General features: G+C 41.4%; 25 protein-coding genes. 13 read left to right on the forward strand and 12 right to left on the reverse strand.

From position 1 onward, the window contains the following. Positions 1-77: 77 nt before the first annotated feature. A complete protein-coding gene (locus MSBRW_RS06970; RefSeq protein ID WP_011308340.1) occupies positions 78-746 on the reverse strand; it encodes a cytochrome c biogenesis CcdA family protein in 669 nt (222 codons plus the stop codon). A gap of 285 nt (positions 747-1,031) precedes the next feature. Between MSBRW_RS06970 and MSBRW_RS06975 the strand changes: the two genes are divergently transcribed. The 5 genes from MSBRW_RS06975 to MSBRW_RS06995 all read left to right on the forward strand — a co-directional run bounded on the left by MSBRW_RS06975 (position 1,032) and on the right by MSBRW_RS06995 (position 7,522). Further along, positions 1,032-1,736 (forward strand): ArsR/SmtB family transcription factor, encoded by a 705-nt coding sequence (locus MSBRW_RS06975; protein WP_011308339.1) that lies wholly within the window; start codon positions 1,032-1,034, stop codon positions 1,734-1,736. A 521-nt stretch (positions 1,737-2,257) separates the two neighbouring features. Continuing rightward, complete coding sequence (locus MSBRW_RS06980; RefSeq protein ID WP_048103037.1) at positions 2,258-2,947, forward strand: HAD family hydrolase; 690 nt, start codon at positions 2,258-2,260, stop codon at positions 2,945-2,947. A gap of 425 nt (positions 2,948-3,372) precedes the next feature. Continuing rightward, on the forward strand, positions 3,373-4,191 hold the full coding sequence (modA, locus tag MSBRW_RS06985) for a molybdate ABC transporter substrate-binding protein (protein WP_011308337.1): 819 nt from the start codon (positions 3,373-3,375) through the stop codon (positions 4,189-4,191). Between the two features lie 498 nt (positions 4,192-4,689). Continuing rightward, positions 4,690-6,036 (forward strand): Trk system potassium transporter TrkA, encoded by a 1,347-nt coding sequence (gene trkA, locus MSBRW_RS06990; protein ID WP_011308336.1) that lies wholly within the window; start codon positions 4,690-4,692, stop codon positions 6,034-6,036. Between the two features lie 55 nt (positions 6,037-6,091). Then, complete coding sequence (locus tag MSBRW_RS06995) at positions 6,092-7,522, forward strand: TrkH family potassium uptake protein (protein WP_011308335.1); 1,431 nt, start codon at positions 6,092-6,094, stop codon at positions 7,520-7,522. Between the two features lie 979 nt (positions 7,523-8,501). On the opposite strand, the gene MSBRW_RS07000 is transcribed toward MSBRW_RS06995, so the two are convergent. The 11 genes from MSBRW_RS07000 to MSBRW_RS22910 all read right to left on the reverse strand — a co-directional run bounded on the left by MSBRW_RS07000 (position 8,502) and on the right by MSBRW_RS22910 (position 20,032). Next, the gene (locus MSBRW_RS07000; protein WP_011308334.1) at positions 8,502-9,725 is read right to left on the reverse strand and encodes a digeranylgeranylglycerophospholipid reductase; all 1,224 of its coding nucleotides are present in this window, start codon (positions 9,723-9,725) and stop codon (positions 8,502-8,504) included. Beyond that, positions 9,722-9,898 (reverse strand): 4Fe-4S binding protein, encoded by a 177-nt coding sequence (locus tag MSBRW_RS07005; protein WP_011308333.1) that lies wholly within the window; start codon positions 9,896-9,898, stop codon positions 9,722-9,724. Before MSBRW_RS07005 ends, MSBRW_RS07000 begins: the two co-directional genes overlap by 4 nt. A 498-nt stretch (positions 9,899-10,396) precedes the next feature. Beyond that, positions 10,397-11,917, reverse strand: a complete 1,521-nt coding sequence (gene tes, locus MSBRW_RS07010; RefSeq protein WP_011308332.1) for a tetraether lipid synthase Tes — start codon at positions 11,915-11,917, stop codon at positions 10,397-10,399. Between the two features lie 103 nt (positions 11,918-12,020). Continuing rightward, positions 12,021-12,626 (reverse strand): TetR/AcrR family transcriptional regulator, encoded by a 606-nt coding sequence (locus MSBRW_RS07015; protein ID WP_011308331.1) that lies wholly within the window; start codon positions 12,624-12,626, stop codon positions 12,021-12,023. A gap of 212 nt (positions 12,627-12,838) precedes the next feature. Then, on the reverse strand, positions 12,839-13,465 hold the full coding sequence (gene cofC, locus MSBRW_RS07020) for a 2-phospho-L-lactate guanylyltransferase (RefSeq protein ID WP_011308330.1): 627 nt from the start codon (positions 13,463-13,465) through the stop codon (positions 12,839-12,841). A 417-nt stretch (positions 13,466-13,882) separates the two neighbouring features. Further along, positions 13,883-15,037, reverse strand: coding sequence for a 5-amino-6-(D-ribitylamino)uracil--L-tyrosine 4-hydroxyphenyl transferase CofH (gene cofH / locus MSBRW_RS07025; RefSeq protein ID WP_011308329.1), 1,155 nt, complete (start codon positions 15,035-15,037; stop codon positions 13,883-13,885). A 56-nt stretch (positions 15,038-15,093) separates the two neighbouring features. Continuing rightward, entirely contained in the window at positions 15,094-16,224 is a 1,131-nt protein-coding gene (gene cofH / locus MSBRW_RS07030; protein ID WP_011308328.1) for a 5-amino-6-(D-ribitylamino)uracil--L-tyrosine 4-hydroxyphenyl transferase CofH, read from the reverse strand. Positions 16,225-16,251: 27 nt separating this feature from the next. Beyond that, positions 16,252-17,229 carry a 7,8-didemethyl-8-hydroxy-5-deazariboflavin synthase CofG gene (gene cofG, locus MSBRW_RS07035; protein ID WP_011308327.1) on the reverse strand — a complete coding sequence of 326 codons (978 nt, stop codon included), beginning with the start codon at positions 17,227-17,229 and terminating at the stop codon, positions 16,252-16,254. Positions 17,230-17,286: 57 nt separating this feature from the next. After that, positions 17,287-18,564, reverse strand: coding sequence for a phytoene desaturase family protein (locus MSBRW_RS07040; RefSeq protein ID WP_011308326.1), 1,278 nt, complete (start codon positions 18,562-18,564; stop codon positions 17,287-17,289). Continuing rightward, complete coding sequence (locus MSBRW_RS07045; protein ID WP_011308325.1) at positions 18,561-18,722, reverse strand: 4Fe-4S binding protein; 162 nt, start codon at positions 18,720-18,722, stop codon at positions 18,561-18,563. The genes MSBRW_RS07040 and MSBRW_RS07045 overlap by 4 nt, the downstream gene beginning before the upstream one ends. A gap of 1,109 nt (positions 18,723-19,831) precedes the next feature. Next, positions 19,832-20,032, reverse strand: coding sequence for a hypothetical protein (locus MSBRW_RS22910; protein WP_048136536.1), 201 nt, complete (start codon positions 20,030-20,032; stop codon positions 19,832-19,834). Between MSBRW_RS22910 and fpoA the strand changes: the two genes are divergently transcribed. From fpoA to fpoJ, 8 genes are read left to right on the forward strand one after another with little or no spacing between them, the layout of a single operon-like run. Beyond that, entirely contained in the window at positions 19,978-20,352 is a 375-nt protein-coding gene (fpoA, locus tag MSBRW_RS07055; RefSeq protein WP_011308324.1) for a F420H2 dehydrogenase subunit FpoA, read from the forward strand. The genes MSBRW_RS22910 and fpoA overlap by 55 nt on opposite strands. After that, on the forward strand, positions 20,340-20,894 hold the full coding sequence (fpoB, locus tag MSBRW_RS07060) for a F(420)H(2) dehydrogenase subunit B (protein ID WP_011308323.1): 555 nt from the start codon (positions 20,340-20,342) through the stop codon (positions 20,892-20,894). The genes fpoA and fpoB overlap by 13 nt, the downstream gene beginning before the upstream one ends. Positions 20,895-20,941: 47 nt before the next feature. Next, a complete protein-coding gene (gene fpoC, locus MSBRW_RS07065) occupies positions 20,942-21,418 on the forward strand; it encodes a F420H2 dehydrogenase subunit FpoC (protein WP_011308322.1) in 477 nt (158 codons plus the stop codon). A 9-nt stretch (positions 21,419-21,427) separates the two neighbouring features. After that, on the forward strand, positions 21,428-22,552 hold the full coding sequence (gene fpoD / locus MSBRW_RS07070; RefSeq protein ID WP_011308321.1) for a F420H2 dehydrogenase subunit FpoD: 1,125 nt from the start codon (positions 21,428-21,430) through the stop codon (positions 22,550-22,552). A 5-nt stretch (positions 22,553-22,557) separates the two neighbouring features. Continuing rightward, on the forward strand, positions 22,558-23,598 hold the full coding sequence (fpoH, locus tag MSBRW_RS07075) for a F420H2 dehydrogenase subunit FpoH (RefSeq protein ID WP_011308320.1): 1,041 nt from the start codon (positions 22,558-22,560) through the stop codon (positions 23,596-23,598). A gap of 3 nt (positions 23,599-23,601) precedes the next feature. Continuing rightward, the gene (fpoI, locus tag MSBRW_RS07080) at positions 23,602-24,012 is read left to right on the forward strand and encodes a F420H2 dehydrogenase subunit FpoI (RefSeq protein ID WP_011308319.1); all 411 of its coding nucleotides are present in this window, start codon (positions 23,602-23,604) and stop codon (positions 24,010-24,012) included. Beyond that, entirely contained in the window at positions 24,009-24,299 is a 291-nt protein-coding gene (locus MSBRW_RS23820) for an NADH-quinone oxidoreductase subunit J (protein WP_011308318.1), read from the forward strand. The genes fpoI and MSBRW_RS23820 overlap by 4 nt, the downstream gene beginning before the upstream one ends. Further along, the gene (gene fpoJ, locus MSBRW_RS23825) at positions 24,289-24,540 is read left to right on the forward strand and encodes a F420H2 dehydrogenase subunit FpoJ (protein ID WP_011308317.1); all 252 of its coding nucleotides are present in this window, start codon (positions 24,289-24,291) and stop codon (positions 24,538-24,540) included. The genes MSBRW_RS23820 and fpoJ overlap by 11 nt, the downstream gene beginning before the upstream one ends. Positions 24,541-24,597: the final 57 nt, after the last annotated feature.

Raw genomic sequence — 24,597 nt, forward strand, 5'->3', positions numbered from 1 at the left:
AAATTTCTTCTCGTATCTTATATGTCACATTTGTAAAATGACTTTAAATTATTTACTCAAATTGACAAAGAGTTGATTTATTGCGTGGCTAGATATAGGAAATAAAGGCCGATTATTATAATTGATACTCCTATTACTCTATCCATGAGGTCACCACTCATTCTGGTGGTTTCCTTAATTTTTTTACCTATTGAACCACCAATAGAGCTGATCACCATAAGAGGAATACTTAGACCAATAGCGTATATTAACATAGTAAGTGTCCCTTGAAGCGGCGTTTGATACAATCCTATATAAGTTAATACAATTATTAGCATCGGAGCACCTCTACCTATTGTAATTGCCCCAAAAGAAAGCCCAAGTAAGAATGCTCCCATTATTGTGTAAGAGTTAGGTAATTTAAAAAAATTGTACATGCTTCGTATTGGTGGTTTGTAAACATGTAATAGTTGTAATCCCATTGCAATCATTAATATACCACCAATTGCCCAAGCGATTGCACTATTTAAAAACAATATATATTTACCAATGTATCCAGCAATAAATCCAAGCGGCAATAGTACTAGCACAGTGCCTATTGAAAATGAGAAAACTAGTTTAAGTATGTTCAAAAGTGATAAGTTTGTTTTTCCGCTTGTAAGGTAACCTATTAATCCTAAGCATAACACGCTATTACATGGGCAGATACCTGCTAGTAGCCCAAAAACAAATATACCAGTTACAGAAGGGTCAAATGTTGCTGTCATAAGCTCATCCTATTAGATTAATTAATTCCGTATCCAACTGTAAATCTATCTCATTTAGGGCGCAACTAGAAAATCCTAAATTTCGTACTTGTCTAGATTTCAGATAGTAAAATCTTAGCGTACGATATTTAGAATCTGATGGCAGCATCCCATTTAGGACCTGTAGAATTTAAATATTCAATTGATCAATTGAATATTTAAATCATATGGTAAAATTGTATTTAAGCATAACGATGAATTACGACTTAGAACAGATAAAAAAACGAGATGAATCAGGAAGTTTTTATGGAAAAAGAAACCCGTGTGTTTAAAGATAGCGTTTATGCGCAGCTCGCCAGAATCGGAAAGGCTATTTCAAGTCCTCGAAGACTGGAGATATTGGACATTTTGATGCAGGGATCCAAAACGGTCGAAACAATCGCCCGTGAAACGGATATGAGTGTTGCAAATACATCCCAGCATCTGCAAACTCTGCTTGAATCCAGGTTGGTAGAGTATGAGAAGCGTGGAGTTTACTCATATTACAAATTGGCAGATCGAAAGGTGGCGAATTTCATCTTATCTTTACAGCTTTTAGCCGAAAAGCGTATTACGGAACTTCAAAAGCTTCGGGAGGAAATTTACACTAACAGAGATAATATAGAACAAATAAAAATGAGTGAACTCATTGTCAGAATGAAAGAAGGCAATGTGACTTTAATTGATGTAAGGCCGAAAGAAGAATATGAGATGATGCACATTCCAGGAGCTAATTCTATTCCTCTCGAAGATTTGGAAAAGCATTTAGCTACTTTACCTATAAATCAAGAAATTGTTGCTTATTGCCGTGGTCGTTGCTGCTTACTGTCTGTAGAAGCAGTGGAGATATTAAGAGCTCATGGCTTTAAAGCTGTGCGTTTGGAGGCAAGCGTTCAGGAATGGCTTTCACAAAATGATGATGAATATAATAACGCTCATAATTGCTGCAACAAAAAAAACAGCATTATCTAATGAAATGTTGCATTAATTAACCTAATGACTATAGATAATTAGGATATGGCAGTGTATCGAATTTTCTGTAAATTCAGAGTCAAATTTTTGTATACTGATCATAATTCAGTTCTTTCGATGTTGGATTCTCCAACGACTAATTTATTAATATTTTTGATTTTACATAAAAATTGACACACTACCACGGATATTTATATGAAGGGTTCTGTTGCATAAAATCTAGATTTTTTACAAAATCAGTTAAAACCTTCACAATTAGAAAAGGTAACCGTTCTCACCACTCGGCCTAAACACTTATTTTTCTCGATGTCTGCAGACTCCGAGAAAAATGCCTATGTGTTTATCATAGAATTTTTGCATTTGATGAAAGTTTATCGAAGGAATCAAGAAAATTCTGATATGATGTATAACAGCTGGGTTTACACTCTTATAGCCAAAAAAACGAACCTTTAATAAAAGTTCGTATTTTAGTTCTTATAGAATATGCGAAACCATTTCAGGATAGAACAGGAATAATTACAATGCAGAAAAAATATCTTCTGTGGGACTTTGATAATACATTGGCATATCGGGATGGAATGTGGGGGCAAACTATATACGATCTATTACAGGAACATGGATACAGCAGCATTAGACTTGAGGATATTCGTCCACTTCTTACCAGAGGATTTCCCTGGCACACTCCGGAAATATCTCACGAAGAGTTTTTTGGAGGAATCCAATGGTGGGATTACATGACATTGCACTTTTCTAAAATAATACATCAACTTGGGATTAATGAAAGATTATCATCCGAAATTGCAGGTCAAATAAAAATAAAATACTTAGATACTACAAAATGGCATCTTTATGATGATACAATTCCCTGTTTAGAAAGAGCGATAAGTAAAGACTATGAAAATATAATAGTCTCAAATCATGTACCTGAATTATCCAGTCTGGTTAGAGATTTAGGAATAAATAAGTATTTCATTCAGGTATATTCGTCAGCACATTTAGGGTATGAAAAGCCAAATATCCAGATGTACAGGAGAGTGCTTGACAAACTTGAAGATACTAGTGAAGTAACAATGATTGGTGATAGTTACATTGCAGATGTCGAAGGGGCAATAAATGCAGGAATTAAAGCAATACTGGTAAGAAAAGAGAACACTCACAACTATCAAAACTACTGTAAAAGTTTAGATGAGATCTATGATATCTTGCTATAGGGAAATGCAAAACCTTAAACAAATGTCTGAATATCATTCTTTTAACAGTAGTATTTTACACTGGTAATACACCGCAACGGTGCGCTCTTACTTCTTCCAATAGCTTTCGTTTTTCAATTGTTTTAACTTATTAGGGTTTCTTCCTTCAATTGTTTTAACTTATCAGGGTTTCTTCCTTCAATTGTTTTAACTTATCAGGGCGTCGTCCAGAATCTTGATTCGCACTTGATGTAAAAAATCAAGCACATTCAGCGTTGTTACCTGTTTAGTGTTTTATACACGTGTTTAGTGTTTTATACAGTAGGGGTTTAATGCTATTGATTTTTCAATTCAACCACATAAGTTCTATATCCACATAAGTTCTCTATTTACACACAAGCTTGTATCATGTGGGGGTCAAGCTTGTGTCATGTGGGGGTGAAATAATGAGAAAAGAACTGATAATTCTGTTAGTATTGTTAAGTGCATCTCTTGCAATAGGATGCGCTGGTCAGAAAGGTGAAGCTCCAAATACAACGGTGACTCCAGCAACTCCAGGTGCAGCAGGGTCTGAAGTTATAACTGTTTCTGCGGCTGCCAGCCTTACAGAAGCTTTTACGAATATTAAATACCAGTTTGAGAAAGAAAACCCTGGAACGAATGTAAACCTTAATTTTGCAAGTTCGGGTAACCTGCGCAGGCAGATTGAAGGAGGAGCTCCTGTCGATGTTTTTGCTTCAGCTGATGAGGCTCAAATGAATATGCTTGCAAATGAATCACTTATCGTAAACAATTCAAGAAAAGACTTTGCTCAAAATTCACTTGTGCTTATTGTCCCTGAAAACAGTGCTCTTAATATCACTGGAGTAAAAGATCTGGCTGACCCTGAAGTTAAGAGACTCGGCGTTGGAAATCCTGATACGGTCCCTGTTGGAAATTATACACGTACAGCATTGACTGAGGCGGGTTTGTGGAGTCAGCTCGAAAATAAGATGGTATTTGCTGAAGATGTCAAACAGGTACTCACATACGTGGAAAGAGGAGAAGTTGACGCAGGGTTCGTATACACAAGCGACGCAAAAACTGCAGAACCAGGGACTGTCAGAATCATTACAACCGTGCCTGTTAGTATTCCTGTTAAGTATCCGATAGCTGTGATTTCTTCTTCCGAACATAAAGAAGAATCTCAGAAGTTCATTGATTTCGTAACCGGGAAAGAAGGACAGGATATACTGAAAAAATATGGTTTTGTTTCCCAATCTTGATGAACTGCCACTAAGCTAAAGACTTAGCGGCTTCCTAATTCATAGATGACTATCGGCATCTCCAAAGGCTTTAATTCCGGCTGAACCATCCGTACTGAGTCTCGCTCTTTCGCTCGTTTCGGCTTTACGTAGTTACTTACGTAGTTACAAGCTAGAATCGAAGGTTTTTCTACGACCTGCTGAGCCTGATGGCAGACTCTTGACTAAAAGTTGCTTGGTTTTCACATGCCTTAATCTAGTATTAAATTATCCGATGGTCTGTATGAAGTTAAAGAATAATGAAAAGAATAAAGGAGAAGTTGATGCTTATATCCCCTGAGCTAAAGACTCAGGGGGTTTTACATTTCGTCATATAAAATACATGTCTAAAACACTCTGAACCTTTATTTCTCTATAGAAAGGATGCTCCTTAGAATATGCTCGTTTAAGTTTTCTTTTCCAAAGAATACTTAAGCAGGTTAAACTATCTAGAATCAAGCTTTTTTTCGAGGGAACCTTATGAAAGCAATAGTGATAGGAGCAGGCGAGGTAGGATATCATATTGCAAAGTTTCTTTCCGCCACGCACGACGTAATCGTTGTTGAAAAAAAGGAGGAAGTCGCACGAAAGGCAGATGAACTCGATGTCCAGGTTCTTGAAGGAAATGGTGCAAATGCTGATATTCTCGCCAATATTATTCACGATGCGGATATTTTAGTGGCTGTCACAGGAATTGATGAAGTTAACATCGTTGCCTGCATGACTGCAAAACTGATCATAAGATCTCATTCCGGATGGAAAGAAACAAAAACAATTGCAAGGGTTAGCAACCCTGATTATATCGATGTGCCTGTTACCTCAAGATCTCAGGTTGGAGTCGATATAATGATCTGTCCTGAACTTGCTCTCGCCTCGGAGGTTGCCGAGGTCCTTTCGAGCCCATCAGCTATAGATACGGAGGTCTTTGCTGGAGGAAAAGTTCAGATGATGGAATTTGCCATCCGTCCTGACAGCAAGCTTATAGGAAAGCAGATTCAGGATCTCAAGCTTGATGATTCCTGCATTGTAAGTGCAATCTTCAGGAAGCAGGAAATCGTTATTCCTCATGGGGACGACGTCATTGACGCAAACGACCATATGGTAGTTGTAGGCAAGCCCAGAGCTCTGGAAGAACTTGGCCGCGTTTTCGGGAATGTGGAGCCTCACAGAAATAGGATTCTCCTCATAGGCTGCGGTATTGTGGGATTTTATCTTGCCGAATTGATAGACAAAGATGAGAATGCAGACCTTAAGATTATCGAGTACAAAAAGAGCCGCTGTATAGAAGTGGCCGAGGTGCTGGAAAATGCCCTTATTTTAAATGGGGACGGCACTGATGTCAACCTGCTCAGGGAAGAGAATATCGAAGATATGGATGTCGTGCTCGCAGTTACGGACAATGACGAAAAAAATCTTCTGTGCTCGCTTCTGGCAAAGCAAATGGGGGCAAAGAAAGTGATCGCAAGAGCTGACCGCCCTGACTATGTTCCTCTTTTTGAAATGATCGGAATTGATATGGCAGTCAGTCCCAGGGAAGCAACTGTAAACGAAGTCCTTAAGCTTACAATGGGAAAAGGTATCGAAAAGCTTACCATGCTGGAAGGCGAAAAGGCAGAAATTATCGAGTACACTACTTCAAGGTACTCAAAAATCATAGGAAAATCCCTCGAAAAGGTCAAATTCCCTAAAGATGCAATAGTCACCACTGTCGTTCATAATGATGATATCATCATACCTAGAGGAGACTCTGTAATTCGGGAAGGAGATCAGGTAATAGTTTTTGCTCTTTCTTCCGCTGTTTCGGCGGTGGAGAAATTTTTTAAGTAAAAGATATATATATAAAATTCAAAAGGGTCTATCAGTTTTAAAATCGAGGGCCCACATGAATTTTAGAGTTGTTTTATATGTACTTGGTGGCTTACTAAGGCTCCTGGGACTAATTATGATAGTCCCTCTCGGAGTTGCATATTATTATGGAGAGAGTTTAACTCCATTTCTGGTTTCGATTCTCATAACCACACTTACAGGTTTTCTCCTGCTTTCCTATAAAACTGAAGAGGAATGGATGCGCAAGGAAGGCTTTGCAATCGTTGCCCTGGGCTGGCTTGCAGCTGCTGTTTTCGGGGCAATTCCTTTCATGCTGGACGGGATTTCTCCTTTAAACGCTGTCTTTGAATCCATGTCCGGATTTACGACTACAGGTTCAACAATTCTTACTGATATAGAAAGCCATCCAAAAGGCATCCTTTTCTGGAGAGGCATGATTCAGTGGCTTGGGGGAATGGGTATTATTGTGCTTTTCATCGCGATTCTGCCCAAACTTGGGGTTGCAGGCCGCCAGCTTTTTCGTGCCGAAGCGCCTGGGCCTACTGAGGACAAACTAAAGCCAAGAATAAAGGAGACTGCAAGAATTCTCTGGGTAGTTTACTTTGCAATTTCCTTTCTTCAGGTTATTGTCCTCCTGCTTGCAGGAGTCTCCCTTTATGATGCCGTTAACCATACTTTTACTACAATGGCATGTGGAGGTTTTTCCAATTACTCTCTGAGCGTTGAAGCTTTTAACAGCCCTCTTATTGAGTTCATAATAACATTTTTCATGTTCGTTGCCGGTGCAAACTTTGCGCTTCACTATCGGGCAATTTACATAGACAAAAAGTTTCTTCTTAAAGACGACGAATTTCGTTTCTATACAGGCCTGGTCCTTTCAGCAACTGGGCTTCTTGCTATTCTACTCTGGCGGGATATGGGCACAGGAATTTTTAACTCCTTTAGATTTGCCATTTTTCAGATCGTTTCAATTATAACAACTACAGGGTTCGCTACAGCAGATTTTAATCTCTGGTCCGATTCTGCCAAAATGGTACTTATACTGGTAATGTTTATCGGAGGCTGCGCCGGTTCTACAGGTGGAGGCATGAAAGTTGTACGTATCCTTATCCTCCTCAGGTATAGTCGAGCGGAGTTATTCAAGGTCATTCATCCGAGAGCCATAAGAGCCGTTAAATTTAACAATAAAAATGTGTCCGATGAGATTGTCAATTCTATCGTTTCATTTGTTGTCATATATCTGCTTGTCTTTCTCTTAAGTACCCTGATTCTCTCGGTTTTGGGAATGGATATTATAACTTCATTTACCGCGTCCATAGCTACGCTTGGTAATATAGGGCCAGGTCTGAATGTCGTAGGTCCAATGAGTAGTTTTGATTCTGTTCCCGCTCTGGGTAAACTGGTCCTGATTGCAAATATGTGGATCGGTAGGCTTGAAGTCTATACTGTAATTTTACTCTTTACGCCAGAGTTCTGGAGCAAGTAACCGTCCGATGGAGGACGGTGCCCTTGTTTCGCTCACTTCGTTTGCTCAAGAGGGTTGAATCACCCGAGTTTCGCTTCGGAATTACAAAAAATCGTAGATTTTCTGGGAGTTGCGATGTAATCGCAACAGTACGAAGCCCTTTTCGCTTACTTCAGTCGCTCAAGAGGGCTGAATTATAATGAAGATGCTGAGCTGAGCTATGAGGATGGAATAGTAAATATACTGAGCCAAAAGGACTGCCATGGGACAGATATTTTACTGACTTTGATTTGTATACGTGTGCACAGCTCTTCGTATTTTTCGTACTTTTCGCGGGTTTATCGGCAGGGTTAAGTTTTTCGATGGCTTTGGCGGTTATTTGTTCAGATTCTAAAATCTATAGGGTCCTTCCAAATCAGTACTAAAACTAAGGGCATACAATACTTATTTTAGATGATAAGTATGCATTTAGAGTTCCCCCAATTAAGGTACAGTCTAAAAATCAATTTTTTAGATAAATAATCTATAATACTCTTTTAAATCAAGAAAAAATTGAGATAAATACTTTATTCTTTTACAATTTATGTTTATTTATAAATAAGGCATCTGATGTCATTTTCATCCATACAAAATTCAATGTTAAAAGTAAGGATAAATCAACGTTTAATTTAACAATTAAAGTATTTAAGTCATTTAAACAGCAAATAGATCATTTAATGAATGTACCTTAACTGGGGGAGGGCTGACACTATATTTAATTGGGCAAATAAAGTTTAATATCCCTTAAAAAACTAATCATTTTTCAAGGGGTCTAAAAATCTAAGTTAAGGCTAATTCATGTCAGTTTACTTTTATGAGAAAAGAGATCGTCAAGGAAAAAAAGTTTGATGACTTCTGATATGGAAATTTCTTAAAGGCAGAATAAAAAAGAAGTCTAATAAGTGGAAGGTGCCTGGGTTTCCAGGCGTTACATCTTACACTGCATCAAATTTCTTCTAGGTTATGTCTTATTCTTTACCACTTCTTTTGCGGCATCTTTGAAAAGTACTCGAAGGTCCCATAGAAGTTTTTTATCGGCTTTAAAGAGAGCCTGTAACAGGTCAAGAAGGCTCATTCTTTCAAATTTCACCTTTTCTAGGGAATGAGCAAGCGAATTCAGGTCTTCATCGCTTAGATTGATAAAGCAATTCTTTACTATAAGGCTCATGTCGATATCGTGCCCCAGGGTTGCTCTCCACGGTTTCTCATAAACTTCTTCGAGTTTTTCGAGGGAGACATCTCCTGCGGATATAGCTGCATATGCAGCTTCTCCTGCCATCTTTCCAGCATTCATTGCGTTAAGAATTCCTCCGCCTGTGATAGGGTCGGATTGGCGGGCAGCGTCTCCTATTAGCATCAACCCGTTAGTGGAAGTTTTCTCAATGCTACCCGAAACCGGAACTCCTCCGAAAACCATCTCGACTATCCTGGCATCGGGAAATTTATTTTCCAGAAACTTGTTAAGATAGTCTACAGGCCTTGGTTTGAATTTTCCAGTCTTGCTCCCGAGAACTCCGATCCCTACATTGGCTTTTCCATCGCCTTTCGGAAAGACCCATATATAGCCGCAAGGTGCAATTTCATTACCTATGTAAAATTCGCAGTGGTGCTGGTCTATGTTCGCTCCAGCTATCAGGTATTGGGCGCAGGTCTCTATGTCTATCGGCTTTAAGGAAGTATCGATGCCTGCCCATCTGCCTACCTTTGATTCGACCCCGTCAGCACCTATTACTATCTTGGCCCGCACATCATACTCTTTTCCGAGATGCATGAGCCTAGCTCCTTTGACAAAGTCGTCTTCAATGATAAGGCCAGTGGCTCTGGTTTTCACCCTAACTTCCGCTCCGGCTTCGGCAGCCTTTTCTGCAAGAGCCCGGTCAAATACTTTTCTTTCAAGGACGTAACCTACTTCTCCACCAGAGAGTTCTTCTGCCATCTCTATCTTTGTACCGTCCGGCGCGTAAATATGGGAAGCACTAAGGTCAGCACAAATCCATCTCTTGTCAATTTCCACGTATTTTTTGAGATATGCTTTGTTCACGCCTTCAGCACAGCGTACAGGGTCACCTATCTCCTGGCGTTTCTCGATTAAAAGTACATCCAGCCCTTTTTCGGCTGCGGTTCTGGCGGCAATAGAACCTGCAGGACCCGCACCTATCACTAAAACATCATACATGTCCTTCATTTCATTACCTCAATTGCTCCTACAGGGCAGATGCGACCGCATATCCCGCATGTAATGCACGTACTTTCGTCTACTTCGACCCAGGTCTCTACAAGTTCGAGTGCTCCCTTAGGGCAGACTCCCACACAGGCACCACAGTATCCACACTTATATCTATTTATCTTAAGGCTCACCAGCTCACCTGTACCTTTTAAAAGTAAATTATATAATATTTAACCAGCAGATATCCTCTTTCTTGTAATTAATGTGACATGGACCTAAAAGCTTGACAGTATAATGCCACATTATTTCTACTGACAACTTCAATAGAGTCCTGAAAGTTTTATTTTACTAATTATATTTTTAAAGTTTTATACTTCTGCCGATGAATATTTTTTTGACTTTCTGAGGTATATTTTTCATACCTGTATTCATCATTCCTATATGTTTCCTCAGAAAGATCATATTCGAATTTAGATTTACCCATTTTGTATGGTTACTCTTCCGAATAGTTTTTACAATTAATGTATTTGTCCAGTTAAAGTTATTGTCTCTATTGGACCAATGTATTCGGTATAAAAATTTCTTTCAGTTAATTTTTTCTCTAATATAAATATTTTGTATTACACCACCATAAATTATATCTTTGCCTTTTAATAAAAATTATCATGCTTTTCTTTGTAGAGGAGAGATCAAGCTGCTCCTCTTTCCTTAACGTTCAGGGTTTTCTTCTCAAACTCCATATTTTTCCTATATTGTTTTGAATACTTTGCTTCTACTCCTTCTCTGTGAAAATTATTATAAGTGCAGAAGGGAATTATTCTGCCATCAGGGGTGGCATAGTGGATTCCGCAGCGTTCAACCCTTTCCAGATCCAGGTTGTAAAGGTCCTGAAAGTGCATAGCTCCGAGGAAAAGTGATTTTCGATGAAATTGGGCAGCATGCTCTCTTGTACCATTTTTAAGAAAATTAGTTATCAGGGAGATTATCTTAAGATCCTTTGGGCTTCTGGCTTCATCAATGTAGCGCGGGATATTATAAAGAACTTTTGCAAGTTTCGTTACGTTAGAACCTTGCCCCTCAAATTCGGGAGTAACGTTCTCAAGGAACTCAAGGAACCCATCAACATCCACAAATTCATTTATTGGAATTACCTTTCCTTCCTCTTCAAAAACATATGTGGCAGCCCCACAGATCGGGTGAATTGTAAACTCGGGGAGCGGAACTTTTCGTACCGCACTTACGAATCGGATTATGGGAACTGCAGCAGATGCAGGATACCAGGCTGAGCTGGGAATCTCTCCTTCGGTTTGTTCTTCCAAAAGTGATATTAGATCGGGAATTGTTATTCTCTGTTCTTTTCGCATGGCCTGATCAATGCGGCCTGCAAACGCTACTGGCTGGAAGTTTACACCTCTAACCACGTCCTCATTTTTAACCGCAAAGCGGACAATATCTCCAACCTGATGATCATTAACACCTTTTATCAGGGTGGGCACGAGCACAACACTACTCAGGCCGGTCTGCCTGCAATTTTCAAGAGCCTTTTGTTTTACAGGAAGGGCATTAAATCCTCGGGTCTCCATGTATGGTTCCTTTGAGACTCCGTCAAAGGATAGATATACAGTATGAAGCCCTGCGGTCCTTAAAGCTTCACAGTATTCCTGGCTTTTTGCGAGTCTGACACCATTAGTTGCAATCTGGATCTGTGAAAACCCAAGTTCTTGAGCTGTTTCGATAATTTCCGGAAGGTCTTCCCGGACTGTAGGCTCTCCTCCGGCAAATTGGACGGCATAGCAGGGAACAGGTTCTTGATTTCGGAGAGTAAGCATCATTTCTTTTATCTGTTCAAAGTCCGGTTCATATATAAATCCACTTGCTTTGGCATTAGCAAAGCACACCGGACAATTGAGATTACAACGATTGGTAACGTCGATGTTTGCAAGCAAAGTCCCTGTTTTGTGCCCGGAACAAATTCCGCAGTCCCAGGGACAGCCATCGGAAGAAAGAGTTTCATTACTGTTTGAAACTCCATTACCGACGTAAGAATAGCGCCTGAACCTGTAGTATAGCTTGCTGTCCGACCAGTAAACATCCGTGAAGGTCCCGTGTTCTGGACAAGTTTTTTTCAGCATTATCTTGCCGTTTTCTTCAAATATAGTGGAATCAAGAACTTTTTTGCATTCTGGACAAACAGACTTTATATGTTTCATTAATACACTCCCCTAAATATAGTATGGAGATGATTTGTTTTTTTGAAAAGGCCTTCCTTCTCAGGTAACCTTTCACTATTTAATCCAATCACTATTTTTATATTTACTTTTTTATTATATTTTCTGCCAGAAGATCAATAAGAATATCCATTATATCCTGAAAATCCTCATCTTCAATTTCATTCCTGAAATGAACGAGGGAAATAACCGCATATGTGGTTTCAGCAAGAATCCTGGTATTTTTGTCTATTAGAAGACCGGCAGCTGCCCATTCTTCAAAAAAGGGTAGAATCATTTCCACGTTTTCTCTACGAATATTTTTGATTTCTTCCTCTGAAGACTGGGAAATTGTCAACTCAAGGTGCTCTTTTTCAATGTAAACTTTTCTCCAGACTGGGTGTTTATTAGCAATATCCAGTAAACAATGAAGATAAGCTCTTATCGCTTTATCAGGTTCCTTCCTGTATTTCAGGAAGGAATTTTCTAATAAGTTGTCCTTTAAGGCCTCTCGCTCTTTCTTATATATATGTAGAAAAAGATCCTCTTTGCTATTAAAGAAAGAGTAGAAAGAACTTTTTGAAATTCCAAGATCTCTGGTAAGATCTTCAATGCTCGTTTTCTTTATTCCGTATATGGCAAAGCATTCTTTACCCCGATCTATGATTTTATTTCTTATGATCTCTCTTTCTCCAGATGTAAAAGATCTCACAGGCTCGCCTCTTCTGAAAATAGCCCACCCAGATTTTTGCTGATTCTGTATATCCTTACTTCACTATCCAAGATTAAAACTATTAATCTCAATGAATCATTGAGTTTTTTATTCATAGCTTAAAGGCACATTACTTATTTAAAGTTACTGATTGATTAGTCAATCTTGAATTTACAAACAAATATATGTGATTCTAGTCAGGAAAGCTGTTCCTAAATATGAACCAGTCCGACCCTTCCTCTGCTCATCTCAAGTCTGAACTTTTTGCTGATATATTCTTTTGCAGCTCCGCTTCCATGTATAAGCAGTTCAACCAGATCTTCGGGCTCATCAATATCAGTACCCGCAAAAAAAGAATCATATACCTCAACACTCTGTCCTGTTTTTTCTGCAATCGAGCAGTGTGTCAGAAAACTCGAGCCATAGTACCTGACTCTGTAGCAGGAAGGGTTTTTGATAAATAGTGCATTTGTACCTCCACCTTTTCCCGGGACGATACAAACGTCTTCTTTTGTTGAAGTTATCCCTTTAACATGGTCTGGAGATAAAAGGGGAAGATCAGCCATAACAATAATAACCGGCTCCTCAGCCTGCTCAAGGTACCCGTTAAGGGCTTCGTTCAGGTCATTTTTGTCCAGAAGTACATTGGCTTTCGTCATATTCTCAAGCCCGTACATAGAAGGACTAAGAATGTCGATTGTTCCCACTCCGGCTTCCTTAAGTGTATCTATCACCTGATTCAACATCAGGTCCACAAACTCTTCTCTCTCTTCCCGAGTCAGGACAGGGGACAATCTTGATTTTGCACTGGATTTTTTATAGGGGATTACAGCTTTCATCTTGACTCCTGAAAATCTAAGTTTGAAAATAAATATAATGAATATTAACTTAATTCACTGAAATTTATATGAAGAAGCATAAAACCCCCGCGTCCCGGAAAGATAAACTCGTTTTCTTTCTAGTTCCGGCTTGCAGTAATTTCAACCTCTCTGACTTACATAAAATCGTTAACCACACTGAGAAGGGCGCACAGGAAAAAGTAACTTTGCAAAATTCGCCCTCTCAGGAAAAACTCAATTTTTCTATATTCTAAATCTACATTCTACGTTCTAATTTCCAAATTCCAAATTCTAAATTAGTCCGCTTGAGCGAACGAAGTGAGTGAAACGGACAGCGCTCCCGAGTTTAAACTCGGGTGCCCAACTGGGTGCATGCCGTCCTCCCGAGACGGGACTCGGGTGACGGGACTCGGGAGGTTAATCTCTGCTGCCTATCTTTGTCTTTCCTAAACCGGGAAGGGGTTCTACTCTATTAGCAATAACTGGCTCCACTTTCCGGTACAGAGTATCCCGCTGCATAGGAGTTCTTCCTGCCCCTTTTATCATCCATTCAAACTCGGCAGGAGATACATATTCTCCGTTACTGCCTCCTGACGCTGTGGAGATCTGGTCTTCCATAAGCGTGCCTCCCAGGTCGTTTGCTCCGCACTGCAAGGCTACCTGAGCAAGTTTCTTTCCTAACTTTACCCACGTGGCCTGAATATTTTTAACGTAAGTATGCAAAATTACACGGGAAATAGCTATGAGCTGAAGATCTTCAAGCCCTGTGGTCGAGAATTTCCCGGATGCAATCATCTTTTCCCCTATAGGATTATTGTAAGGCAAAAAGGCCATCGGGATAAGTTCCGTAAACCCGCCTGTCTCTTTTTGGATTTCACGGATAATAAAGACATGGTCCAGGCGTTCTTCAAGGGTTTCAACATGTCCGTACATAATAGTGGAATTGGTAGAAATCCCTGCTTTATGTGCTGCAGTTATGGTGTCAATCCACTGTTGGGTATTGATTTTTCCAGGGCAGATAATCTTTCTTACCCTGTCGGAAAGGATCTCGGCCGAAGTCCCTGTAAGGGAATCAAGCCCACTTTTTTTAAGTCTGTGCAGGGCTTCTTCAACTGACATGCCTGAGAGTCCTGCTGCGTAATTTACTTCCATAGGGGACAGGGCATGAATACACAGGTCAGGGAATTCGGCTTTTACTGACTCTATAATCTCAAGATAAAACTCTATATCGGCTTCCGGGATATAGCCACCCTGGATGCATACCTCCACAGCTCCGGCTTTTCTCGCTTCTCCTGCTTTTTCCAGTATCTCTTCAACGCTCAGGATATACCCTTTCTCTGTCCTGTAGGCACAGAACCCGCAGTTTCCAACACATTTGTTTGTGATATAGATATTCCTGTTCACCACATAGCTGACTGCATCGCCTACTGTACTGGCGCGCAGATCATTGGCGAGCTCAAACAGCTCAAAAGGATTTCCTTCAAGCAGGAGGAGGGCATCCTCTTTAGTACATTTTCCCCTGTAGGCCCTTTCAATTACATCTTCTGGAATTGTCGGTTTTTTCGTGTACATCCGATCATCCTTTTTAAAATTCCATCATTTCCCTGAGTGTTATTTTACTATCCAGCTTATTCTGAGGCTCCACACCCTGTAATCCTTCCAGGGTTCCTGGAAGCCAGTTCACGTACTCCTTTGTAAAGGGTTGTTCTCTCTTTTGGAACTCTTCCGGCTCCGTAGATCATCCATTCCAGTTCTTCAACAGAAATACTTTCTCCATTAGGAGCTCCTGCCAATCTGGAAATACTCTCTTCCATAAGTGTACCTCCAAGGTCATTTGCACCGCATTGGAGAGCAAACTGGGAAAGCTTCTTACCCAGTTTTACCCAGCTTGCCTGAATATTATCTACATGTCCGTGAAGAAGAATACGTGAAATAGCGTAGATTTTCAGGTCATCGAGGCCCGGAGTAGCATACCTGCCCTCTCGAATTATTTTTTCCCCAACAGGATTATTATAAGGCATAAAAGGCAAAGGCACAAATTCGGTAATTCCTCCGGTCTCCTTCTGAATTTCCCTGATAGTCAGGATGTGCTCAATTCTTTCTTCAGGAGTTTCGACATGTCCGTACATCATGGTTGCAGTAGTAGGAATTCCTGCAGCATGTGCCTGTGTGACTACTTCAATCCATTCCGCAGTCCTGAGTTTTGAAGGGCAGATAATTTTCCTGACACGGTCAGAGAGAATTTCGGCTGCAGTTCCGGGCATTGTATCAAGCCCGCTTCGCTTCAGCTTTGAAAGGGCTTCACTTACCTTTATACCACTGATATGAGAAGCATGGTAAACCTCCATTGGGGAAAAAGCGTGAATATGCATTTCCGGAAATTCGGCTTTTATGGATTCTGCAATTTCCTGGTAAAAGTCCAGGCCCACATCAGGGAGAAGACCTCCCTGGATACAAACTTCGGTAGCTTTTGCCTTCTCAGCTTCTCTAACCTTTTCCATAATTTCTTCTATGCTGAGGACTTTTCCATCGTTTGTCCTGAATGCACAGAACCCGCAGGTGCCCACACAGCGGCTTGTGAAGTTTATGTTTCGGTTTACTACGTAAGTAACCGTATCCCCTGCCGTAAGGGACCGGAGTTCGTCCGCAAACCTGAATAGTTCGAAAGGAGGTACCTCCAGGAGCAGGAGCCCATCTTCTTTTGTACTCTTCCCCTGGTATGCGCGTTCTATGAGATCTTCGGGAATCCTGTTGTTCATTTTTCAATTCCTCCGCATGCCCTCTGTTCAGGGCTTTTTCCTGTAACCGTCGGTATCAGAGAGTTGTTCTATAAGCCCGCCTATCCTGTCCGAGTACCATTTTTTTCTTACATACTGAGGGTAAATTGGCAGGCGTTCTTTGAGTAAAATAGGACTTAGTTTCCTTTGCAATTCCTTTATATCTGGCCATTCAGCTTCCGGATTAATCCAGTCAATTGTCAGTGGAGATATGCCTCCCAGGTCAGTTACTCCTTTTGCGATAAGGGCTTTTGGGTCTATAAGGTTTGGGGCAACCTGTACTGCTATGTCAGAAGGAAGAATCTGCCTGGCCAGGCAGATAGTGTCAATTATTTCTTCTATTGAGGGCGCAGGAAAATTCTCCATGGGTGTTCCGGGCTTTGGGGCAAAGTTCTGAATAATAACTTCCTGAATGTGCCCGTATTCCCTATGGAGGCCTGCAATAGCTTCAAGGGACTCAATTCTGTCTTCCCTTATCTCCCCAATTCCTATAAGAAGGCCGGTAGTATAGGGAATCTGGAGTTTTCCTGCTTCCCGAATGGTATTAAGCCTGAGTTCGGGAAGTTTGCCTGGACAGTCCTTATGGGCATCCAGGGTTGCCGTGCTCTCAAGCATAAGCCCCATGCTTGCGTTCAAAGGCTTTAAAGCCTTCAGCTCCGTGCGCGTCATAATTCCTGCATTCGTATGAGGAAGGATTCCAATATCGATTGAAGCCTCACAGAGAAAAAGAAGGTATTCAAGCGTGGAAGAATAACCGAGTTTTTTAAGCCATTTCCTGTACTCCGAAACTTCCTCTGCATACTCCCCGAAGGTGAAAAGGGCTTCGGTACATCCTGCCTTTGCCCCGTTTTCAAGCACAGGAAGAATTTCTTCGGGCTTCATGAGCCTGGCACCTGGTTGTCCTGGCTCCCGCCGAAAACCGCAGTAACCACAACGGTTCCTGCAAATGTTGGTCACAGGAACGAAAACGTTTTTCGAATAAGTCACAAAGTTGGGATTTTTTGGTGGAATAATAAAACACCTGCTGGGTTTTTTTCTGGGATTTCAACCTAAAATTTTATTCATAGTAGCAACTACACCGAGAGCTACACCTTCGACTTCAATGCCACCTTTTCCTTTGGCTCCATCCCCTACAACATAAAGTCCGGGGACAGGAGTTTCATTACCAGGATCTGTGCCTGATGCTGCCCTGTTTACCGGCCAGTTGTCGTGGTATGACTGTATAAGCAGTACCTCGTATTTTTTGTTGGGAAAGAGTTCTTTAAGATCTTGAAGCCCGAATTCAATTTCAGCTTCGAGATTTTTCACGTTCTCAGGAGCTACGTACTGATGAGACATTGTAAGATGTTTGCCAGGTGGAGCAAGTTTCGGATCGATCTGCGTAACCTCGTTTATCCCATTAACTCTTTTTGCATATGGGGTTAGAAGAACACCCGAATGCCCTACAAGTGGCTCGTCTGCAGCAAGACAAATCTTTATGCCGGCAGAAGGCTTCAGGGCTTCAAGTCTTCTGAGGTATTCTGAAGCTTTCTCACCTGAAAGGGCCTCCTCGCAAAGACATGCCGTTGCAGCATGCCCTAAATTGCTGATGACCAGGTCTGCTTTATGGACTTCCTCACCAACAAGTACGCCTGCGGCTTTTCCGTTTTCCACAAGGATTTTTGAAACCTCGGTATTGGTATGAATCTTCCCGTCGTGTGCAGCAATCACACTTTCCAGAGCATCGATAATCCCTTTGCATCCACCTATGGGAACTCCTGGGCCGCCGAATCTGTACATGTTTTCAATTATTTCAAAAACTTCTTCCACAGGAACTTCGTCACTTCTTAGGCTCAATGCCCAGCCGCAGAAAGCATCGGCAAATTTCACAAGCCATTCGTCCTTAAACTGGGACCTGATCCATGCCTGCAAACTGCTTCCTGCCGGGCGGTTCTTTCGCGTGCTCACTATGAGAAGAGCGATCTTCAATCGGTCTTTATGCGAGAGAAGTGTAGAAAAATCAGTAAAAGAAATGTCTTTGAAGCCTTTTTCGTAATCCTTGCTGCCTTTTTTCAGGGGCACGCGTACAGTTGTAATATCTGACCTCACGATCTTTACATCGGCTCCGACTTCGTTGAGAAACTTAGCTAGAGGGCCTGCAGGTCCATGGGGCAGGATATGGAAAGCTCCGCTCGAAAGCTGGAATCCTTTGTAAGGGAGATTTGTAAACCTTCCTCCTGTGATGGGAAGCATTTCAAAAACGTCTACCTGGTATCCTGCTTTTGAGAGTCTGGCCGCACTCAAGAGTCCTCCGAGTCCTGCACCAATCACAATCGCTTTCATGACACCACCTCTATAGCCTTAACAGGGCAGTAGAGGACGCAGATTCCGCAGTCTACGCAGGCGTCAGTAGCTCGTGCCTTTCCTTTTACCTCGATTGCTCCTTTTTTGCAAAAAGAAGCACATTGGCCGCACCCTACACAATTGTCATTAATCTTCATGCGATTCCACCAGTTTTTCTATCATGAAAAGACTTATTATAATGTATTGGTACAGTGTGTTCTCAGGGTCATACTAAGAAGCATACTATTCTCTTTGTCGTGAATGCGGCAATTTGTTGTACTTGATAATTTGTAATTTATTACTACGGGAGCGCAGAGGGTCACGAATACCCTATTCTTTAGATTGGGGATGAAGTGAACCCTCGCCTCTTTTTGGTTTCGTTTAAACCTCTGTACCGTTGCTTCTTTGTAAAGTAGGTTTCTTAGTCTCATGGTTACATAAGTTGGTAATGAAACTCTGCATCAAGGAAGTCTTGTAAATGGATACTTAACTATTCCCCAGAAACCGGGCGGGAGGCCCGAAGCATACCCCATCCTTTAGGGTGGGGTGGCCGCACGCAATTTGATTTCTTTTCTGCCAACTATATTTATACTGCTTCACTGGTGATTTTGCTATTTATTTTGTTCATATCTCGTAAAATATACAAGTGGGCTTCCATCCCAGATTCTGCAGCAGGATTGCCCAATTTTTATTAATTCTTTATTATTTTTATTTCATGCGAGGTATGAAAAACCTTTTATTCTGAAAATTTCTCATGATTATTTATGTTATTATATATGAATGTTTTATTCAATCTAAAATAATTAATGTATATATATACTTATTGTGTTTATATGACGCTTACTTATATATATTATAAATAATATTATTTATGTTTGGGGAACTGGAGGAGAATAACATATACATAACTTATATAATTCCGCAAACGGACCATAACTTTATCTATATTTTTAAAATAGATCCATATTCCAAAAACAGATTTTAATTATTTGAACTTAATATTTATATATTATTAATTATCTAGCAAATAGCGATAAGTAACTCCTCTCGTTTGCAGCAATTATTATGGAGTTCTGTAATTTTAAGCAATTATAATTATTATCTATATTAATCTCACTCGATTGGACCTAAGCTGCCTGAAGCAGGAATTTTCCTGAACTTCTGGCAACTATCGTATAATTCCGGGCAAAGAAATCTAAATATTCAAAGCCCAAAAGCAAATGTCTGTATACAGGGATACTTTTATTGAAATTAAGGATCTGTGAATTCAGGCATTTCCAAAAGGACCTGTGTCTGGACCGAAAGCAATTTTCCTAACCCGGTTGCTTGGACGCAGTTTTTTGTCCGAAAACCCAAAATTCATGTCATGTAATGCTGCAATTTCAGGTTGCTGCACTTTAATAGGTGATATTAATGTCTGAAATAATTGATAGCTACATACCAGTTGCAATATTCCTTGTCGTGGCACTTATTATGCCTCCAATGACAATGTTTATGGTAAAGCAACTGAGTCCAAGGAGCAAGGCAGCCGGCAAATACACGACATATGAGTCGGGTTCGGTTCCCACAGGAACTGCAAGGATCCAGTTCAATGTTGAGTATTATCTTTATGCGATCGCTTTTGTGCTCTTTGATATAGAGGTGCTTTTCCTTTACCCATGGGTTACAGTCTATAAGGGGCATGGGATCACCTCTCTTGCAGTGGTTGAGATGTTTGCCTTTATTTTTATACTGCTCTTCGGATATATTTATCTCTGGAAGAAGGGGGCCCTTACATGGGTGAAGTGAAGGAGAAAAAAACGAGTAAACCCTATGAAACTTCGGAAGAAGAAATTCCTGGAGTTATCACAACAACAAGCAATGCGATCAGTGAATTTCTCAAGAAAACTAAGGTTCAGGATATAATCAACTGGGGAAGGAAAAATTCTCTATGGTTTATGACCCAGCCAATGGGCTGTTGCGGAGTCGAGATGATTGCCATGGGTTGTGCTCACTATGATACGGACCGCTTTGGGATCATTCCGAGAAACTCTCCTAGACAGGCTGATGTCATGCTCATAAGTGGCTACGTGACAAAGAAGTACCTGCCTGCTTTAAAAAGACTCTGGGAACAGATGCCTTCTCCGAAATGGGTCATCGCTTTCGGAGACTGTTCAATTAGTGGCGGCCCGTTTTATGAATCATACAGCACAGTCCAGAATATTGATGAAATATTTCCAATTGATGTCTTCGTTCCAGGATGTCCTCCAAGGCCAGAAGCAATGCTTCAGGGATTTGTGGAACTACAGGAAAAAATCAAAGCCAAAAAAGACCTGGGCTCGGAGTATTAAGATTACTGAGGTTCTTTTGAAATTTCAGAGTTATTCGAGGGAAAATTATGGATGTCACAGAAATTCTCAAGTCATTAACAGGTGCATTTCCTGAGGCAATCTCCGAAACAACTGCCGAGTCTGAAATCCGTGCCAGGGCATATGTGGAAAAGGAGAAGACGAAAGAAGTCTGTCAGTACCTCAAGGATTCCCTTCAATTTGACCATCTCTGCTCAGTCTGCGGAGTAGACTACATAAAAAGGAATGAGCTTGAGGTAGTCTATCATATAGCATCATATAACCATCCTGTGGTTCTGACACTTAAGGCCAAACTTCCAAGGGAAAATCCGGAAATCGAGTCTATTGTATCGGTGTACTGGAATGCAAACTGGTATGAAAGAGAAACTTACGAACTTTTCGGGATTCTATTTAAAAACCACCCTAACCTGAAGCCACTTATACTTCCCGAAGATATGCTTGGAGAATGGCCACTCAGAAAAGATTACGAGGGCTTTCCGAATAAGACGGCCAGAAATCTGGTGTGAGGGTGAGAAATGGAAGAAAAGCTTGAACCAAATGAGATGATTGTACACCTGGGCCCTCAACATCCCATGCAACCCGGCCCATTCAGGCTAAACCTGAGGTTGAAAGGGGAAACAGTCGTGGATGCTGACATAGAACTGGGTTTCATTCATAAAGGTATTGAAAAGATTCTGGAGAATAAGACGTACCTCCAGGGAATCACAATCGTGGACAGGATCTGCTATCTTGTAGCCCTTGTAAATGAAGAATGTTTTGTAGGTTGTACCGAGAAATTACTTGGCATCGAACCGCCTGAAAGGTCTCAATATATCAGGGTTATTCTTGACGAGCTTACAAGAATTCAGAGTCATCTGCTGGGTATGGGAGAGTTTGGGGAATTCATTGGTTTTGTCTCCATGTTCATGTACACGATCAGGGAAAGAGAAGAAGTCCTGAGCCTGATTGATATGATCACAGGAGCCAGAATTACTCATAGTTATCTTAAGTTTGGAGGAGTACGCGACGACCTTCCGGATGGGTTTAAAGAAAAAGCACTCTCTGTCCTCAACAACCTCAAAAAATCAGTTGACGATTTTGAAGAAATGTTCCATACGGACAGGATCTACAGGGAAAGGACTGTTGGAGTTGGTGTCCTGACTGCTGATGTCGCAAAGAATCTTGGAGTCTCAGGGCCTCCTTTGCGTGCAACCGGTGTGCCTTTTGACATCCGGAAAAACGAGCCTTATCTGGTCTATAAAGACCTTGACTTCAAAGTCTGCACTGAAACCGCAGGAGACTGTTTTGCAAGAGTCCAGGTCAGGATTAACGAGATCAGAGAAAGTATCTATATCCTGGAACAGTGCTTCGACCAGATTCCAAGCGGCCCTCTCTTCCCTGAAGGTTCCCTGTACGGCAGGAGAACCCCTGTGATGAGAGTTCCTGCTGGTGAGGTATTCTACAGGGTGGAAGACCCAAGAGGGGAAATGGGAATGTACATGATTTCCGACGGTTCGGACAAGCCATACAGAGTAAAGATTAGAGGACCTTACTATCCTACCCTGCAAGCTCTACCTCCCCTTATAATAGGCACGACTGTTGCAGATGTGGCAGCAATCTCGGGCAGTATGGACGGGTGTACCAGTGAAGCGGACAGGTGATTCTGATGACAGTAGTAATTCCTGAATATATAACTCCTTTAATTCCCTGGGTCCGTGGAATAGTTGGCCTTGTTCTGATTGGAGTTATTTTCATGGGAGCAATGGGAGCTGTCTGGCTTGAACGGAAGCTTTCTGCTGACATCCAAACCAGGATGGGCCCCTGCCGCGTAGGAAAATATGGGCTTCTGCAGCTTGTAGCCGATGCAATCAAACTTTTTACAAAAGAAGACTTAAAGCCGCTGAATGCTGACAGTTTACTTTTTAATAATGCTAATATTTTCATGCTTGGTTCGGTTTTCCTTATGCTTGTTGCTCTTCCTGTGGGCGCGGTCTTTATTAATGGGGTCGAATACCCGCTTGCGGTCACCCAGATGGACATTAGCGTGCTTTACATCGAAGCGGTATCCGCATTATCCATTTTCGGAATTTTCATGGTGGCTTACGGCTCAAATAACAAATATTCTCTGCTAGGAGCTTTTCGAAACTTTGCTCGAATGGTAGGATATGAAGTACCTCTTGGAATAACTGTCATAAGTGTAGCTGCTATGACAGGTTCGCTTAATATAGTAGACATTTCGACTGCGCAGGGCCTGCACTGGAATATTTTCCTCCAGCCCCTTGGATGTTTTGTATTCTTTGTATCACTTATGGCTGATATGGGAAGACTCCCCTTTGACCAGAACGAGTCCGAAGAAGAATTGATAGCAGGGTGGATTACGGAATACTGTGGAATGCGTTTTGGGCTTGGTTTCTTTGCCGAGTACATCCACATGATCCTTGGTTCTTTCCTTGTAGCCCTTCTCTTCCTTGGAGGCTGGAACGTACCAGGCTTTATTGCAAACAACTCCTTCTTTGGCATTATTGTTCCAACAGGATTCCTGATTGTAAAAGTTGTCTTTGTACTTATGGTAATTATAGGGCTCAGATGGGCTGTCCCAAGGTTCAGGATTGACCAGGTTGTTGACCTGAGCTGGAAAAAACTGCTTCCTCTTGCCCTTTTAAATCTTGTCTGGGCTGTAGGGCTCGGACTCTACCTGGGGGCATGAATCATGGTCCTTAAAAACATTAAATATGCAATTAGAAACATCACAAGGCCTCCCGTAACCAGGATGTACCCGGAAAAACAGAGCGAGCTTTCCGACCGGTTCAGGGGGCTTCAGATACTTGATAAAAGTAAATGCATAGGCTGTGGCATCTGTGCCAATACCTGTCCCAATGCCGCAATCAAAATCGTAAAAGCCCCGATTGCACCAGGTAGCACAAAACAACGCTGGTTCCCTCAGATTGACATCGGACACTGCCTTTTCTGCGGGCTCTGTATTGACCAGTGCCCGAAAGGTGCGCTTTCAAGCGGCAAGGAATATGCTAAAGGTCTCGTAAAATGGAAGCACAAAGACCTGCTCATAACCCCTGAAAAACTTGCAAGGGAAGTCGATCTTGAGGAAGGTGACGAGAAATGATAGAACTTGAAACAATAGGAGAAGCTCTAAAAATGGCTGTCTTCTGGGTTCTTGCCATCTCTACAGTATTCTTTGCAGTCTTCGTGGTAACTGCAAAAGATATTGTCCGGGCTGGGCTTGCCCTGATCATGTGCATGTTTGGAATTGCAGCTCTCTACATCCTTTTGAATGCCCAGTTCCTTGGAATCATTCAGGTACTGGTTTACATCGGAGCAATCGGAGTGCTCATCCTCTTTGCGGTTATGCTAACAAAGCACGAGATAGGAGGTGAACCCGGTGAGGATTAACCGACCTTTAGCCTTTCTCGTAGTTTTGCTCTTTACAGCTATTGTGGTAATCGGGGCTTTTGGGACTTCCTGGAATACGGTTTCCGAACTCCCCCAAAGCCCGGCTGACCAGAGTAATATAGAGGGCATTGGCATGCTGATCTTTACTCAGTATGTAGCGCCTTTTGAAGTCCTTTCAATTGTCCTGCTCGCCTCCCTCATAGGAGCAATTTACCTGGCAAAAGGGGAGGGCAACCGATGATTCCTTTAATCTTTTACCTGGCAAAAAGGGAGAGCGACCAATGATTCCTTTAATCTT

The organism is Methanosarcina barkeri str. Wiesmoor (assembly GCF_000969985.1).
Lineage (GTDB): Archaea > Halobacteriota > Methanosarcinia > Methanosarcinales > Methanosarcinaceae > Methanosarcina > Methanosarcina barkeri_B.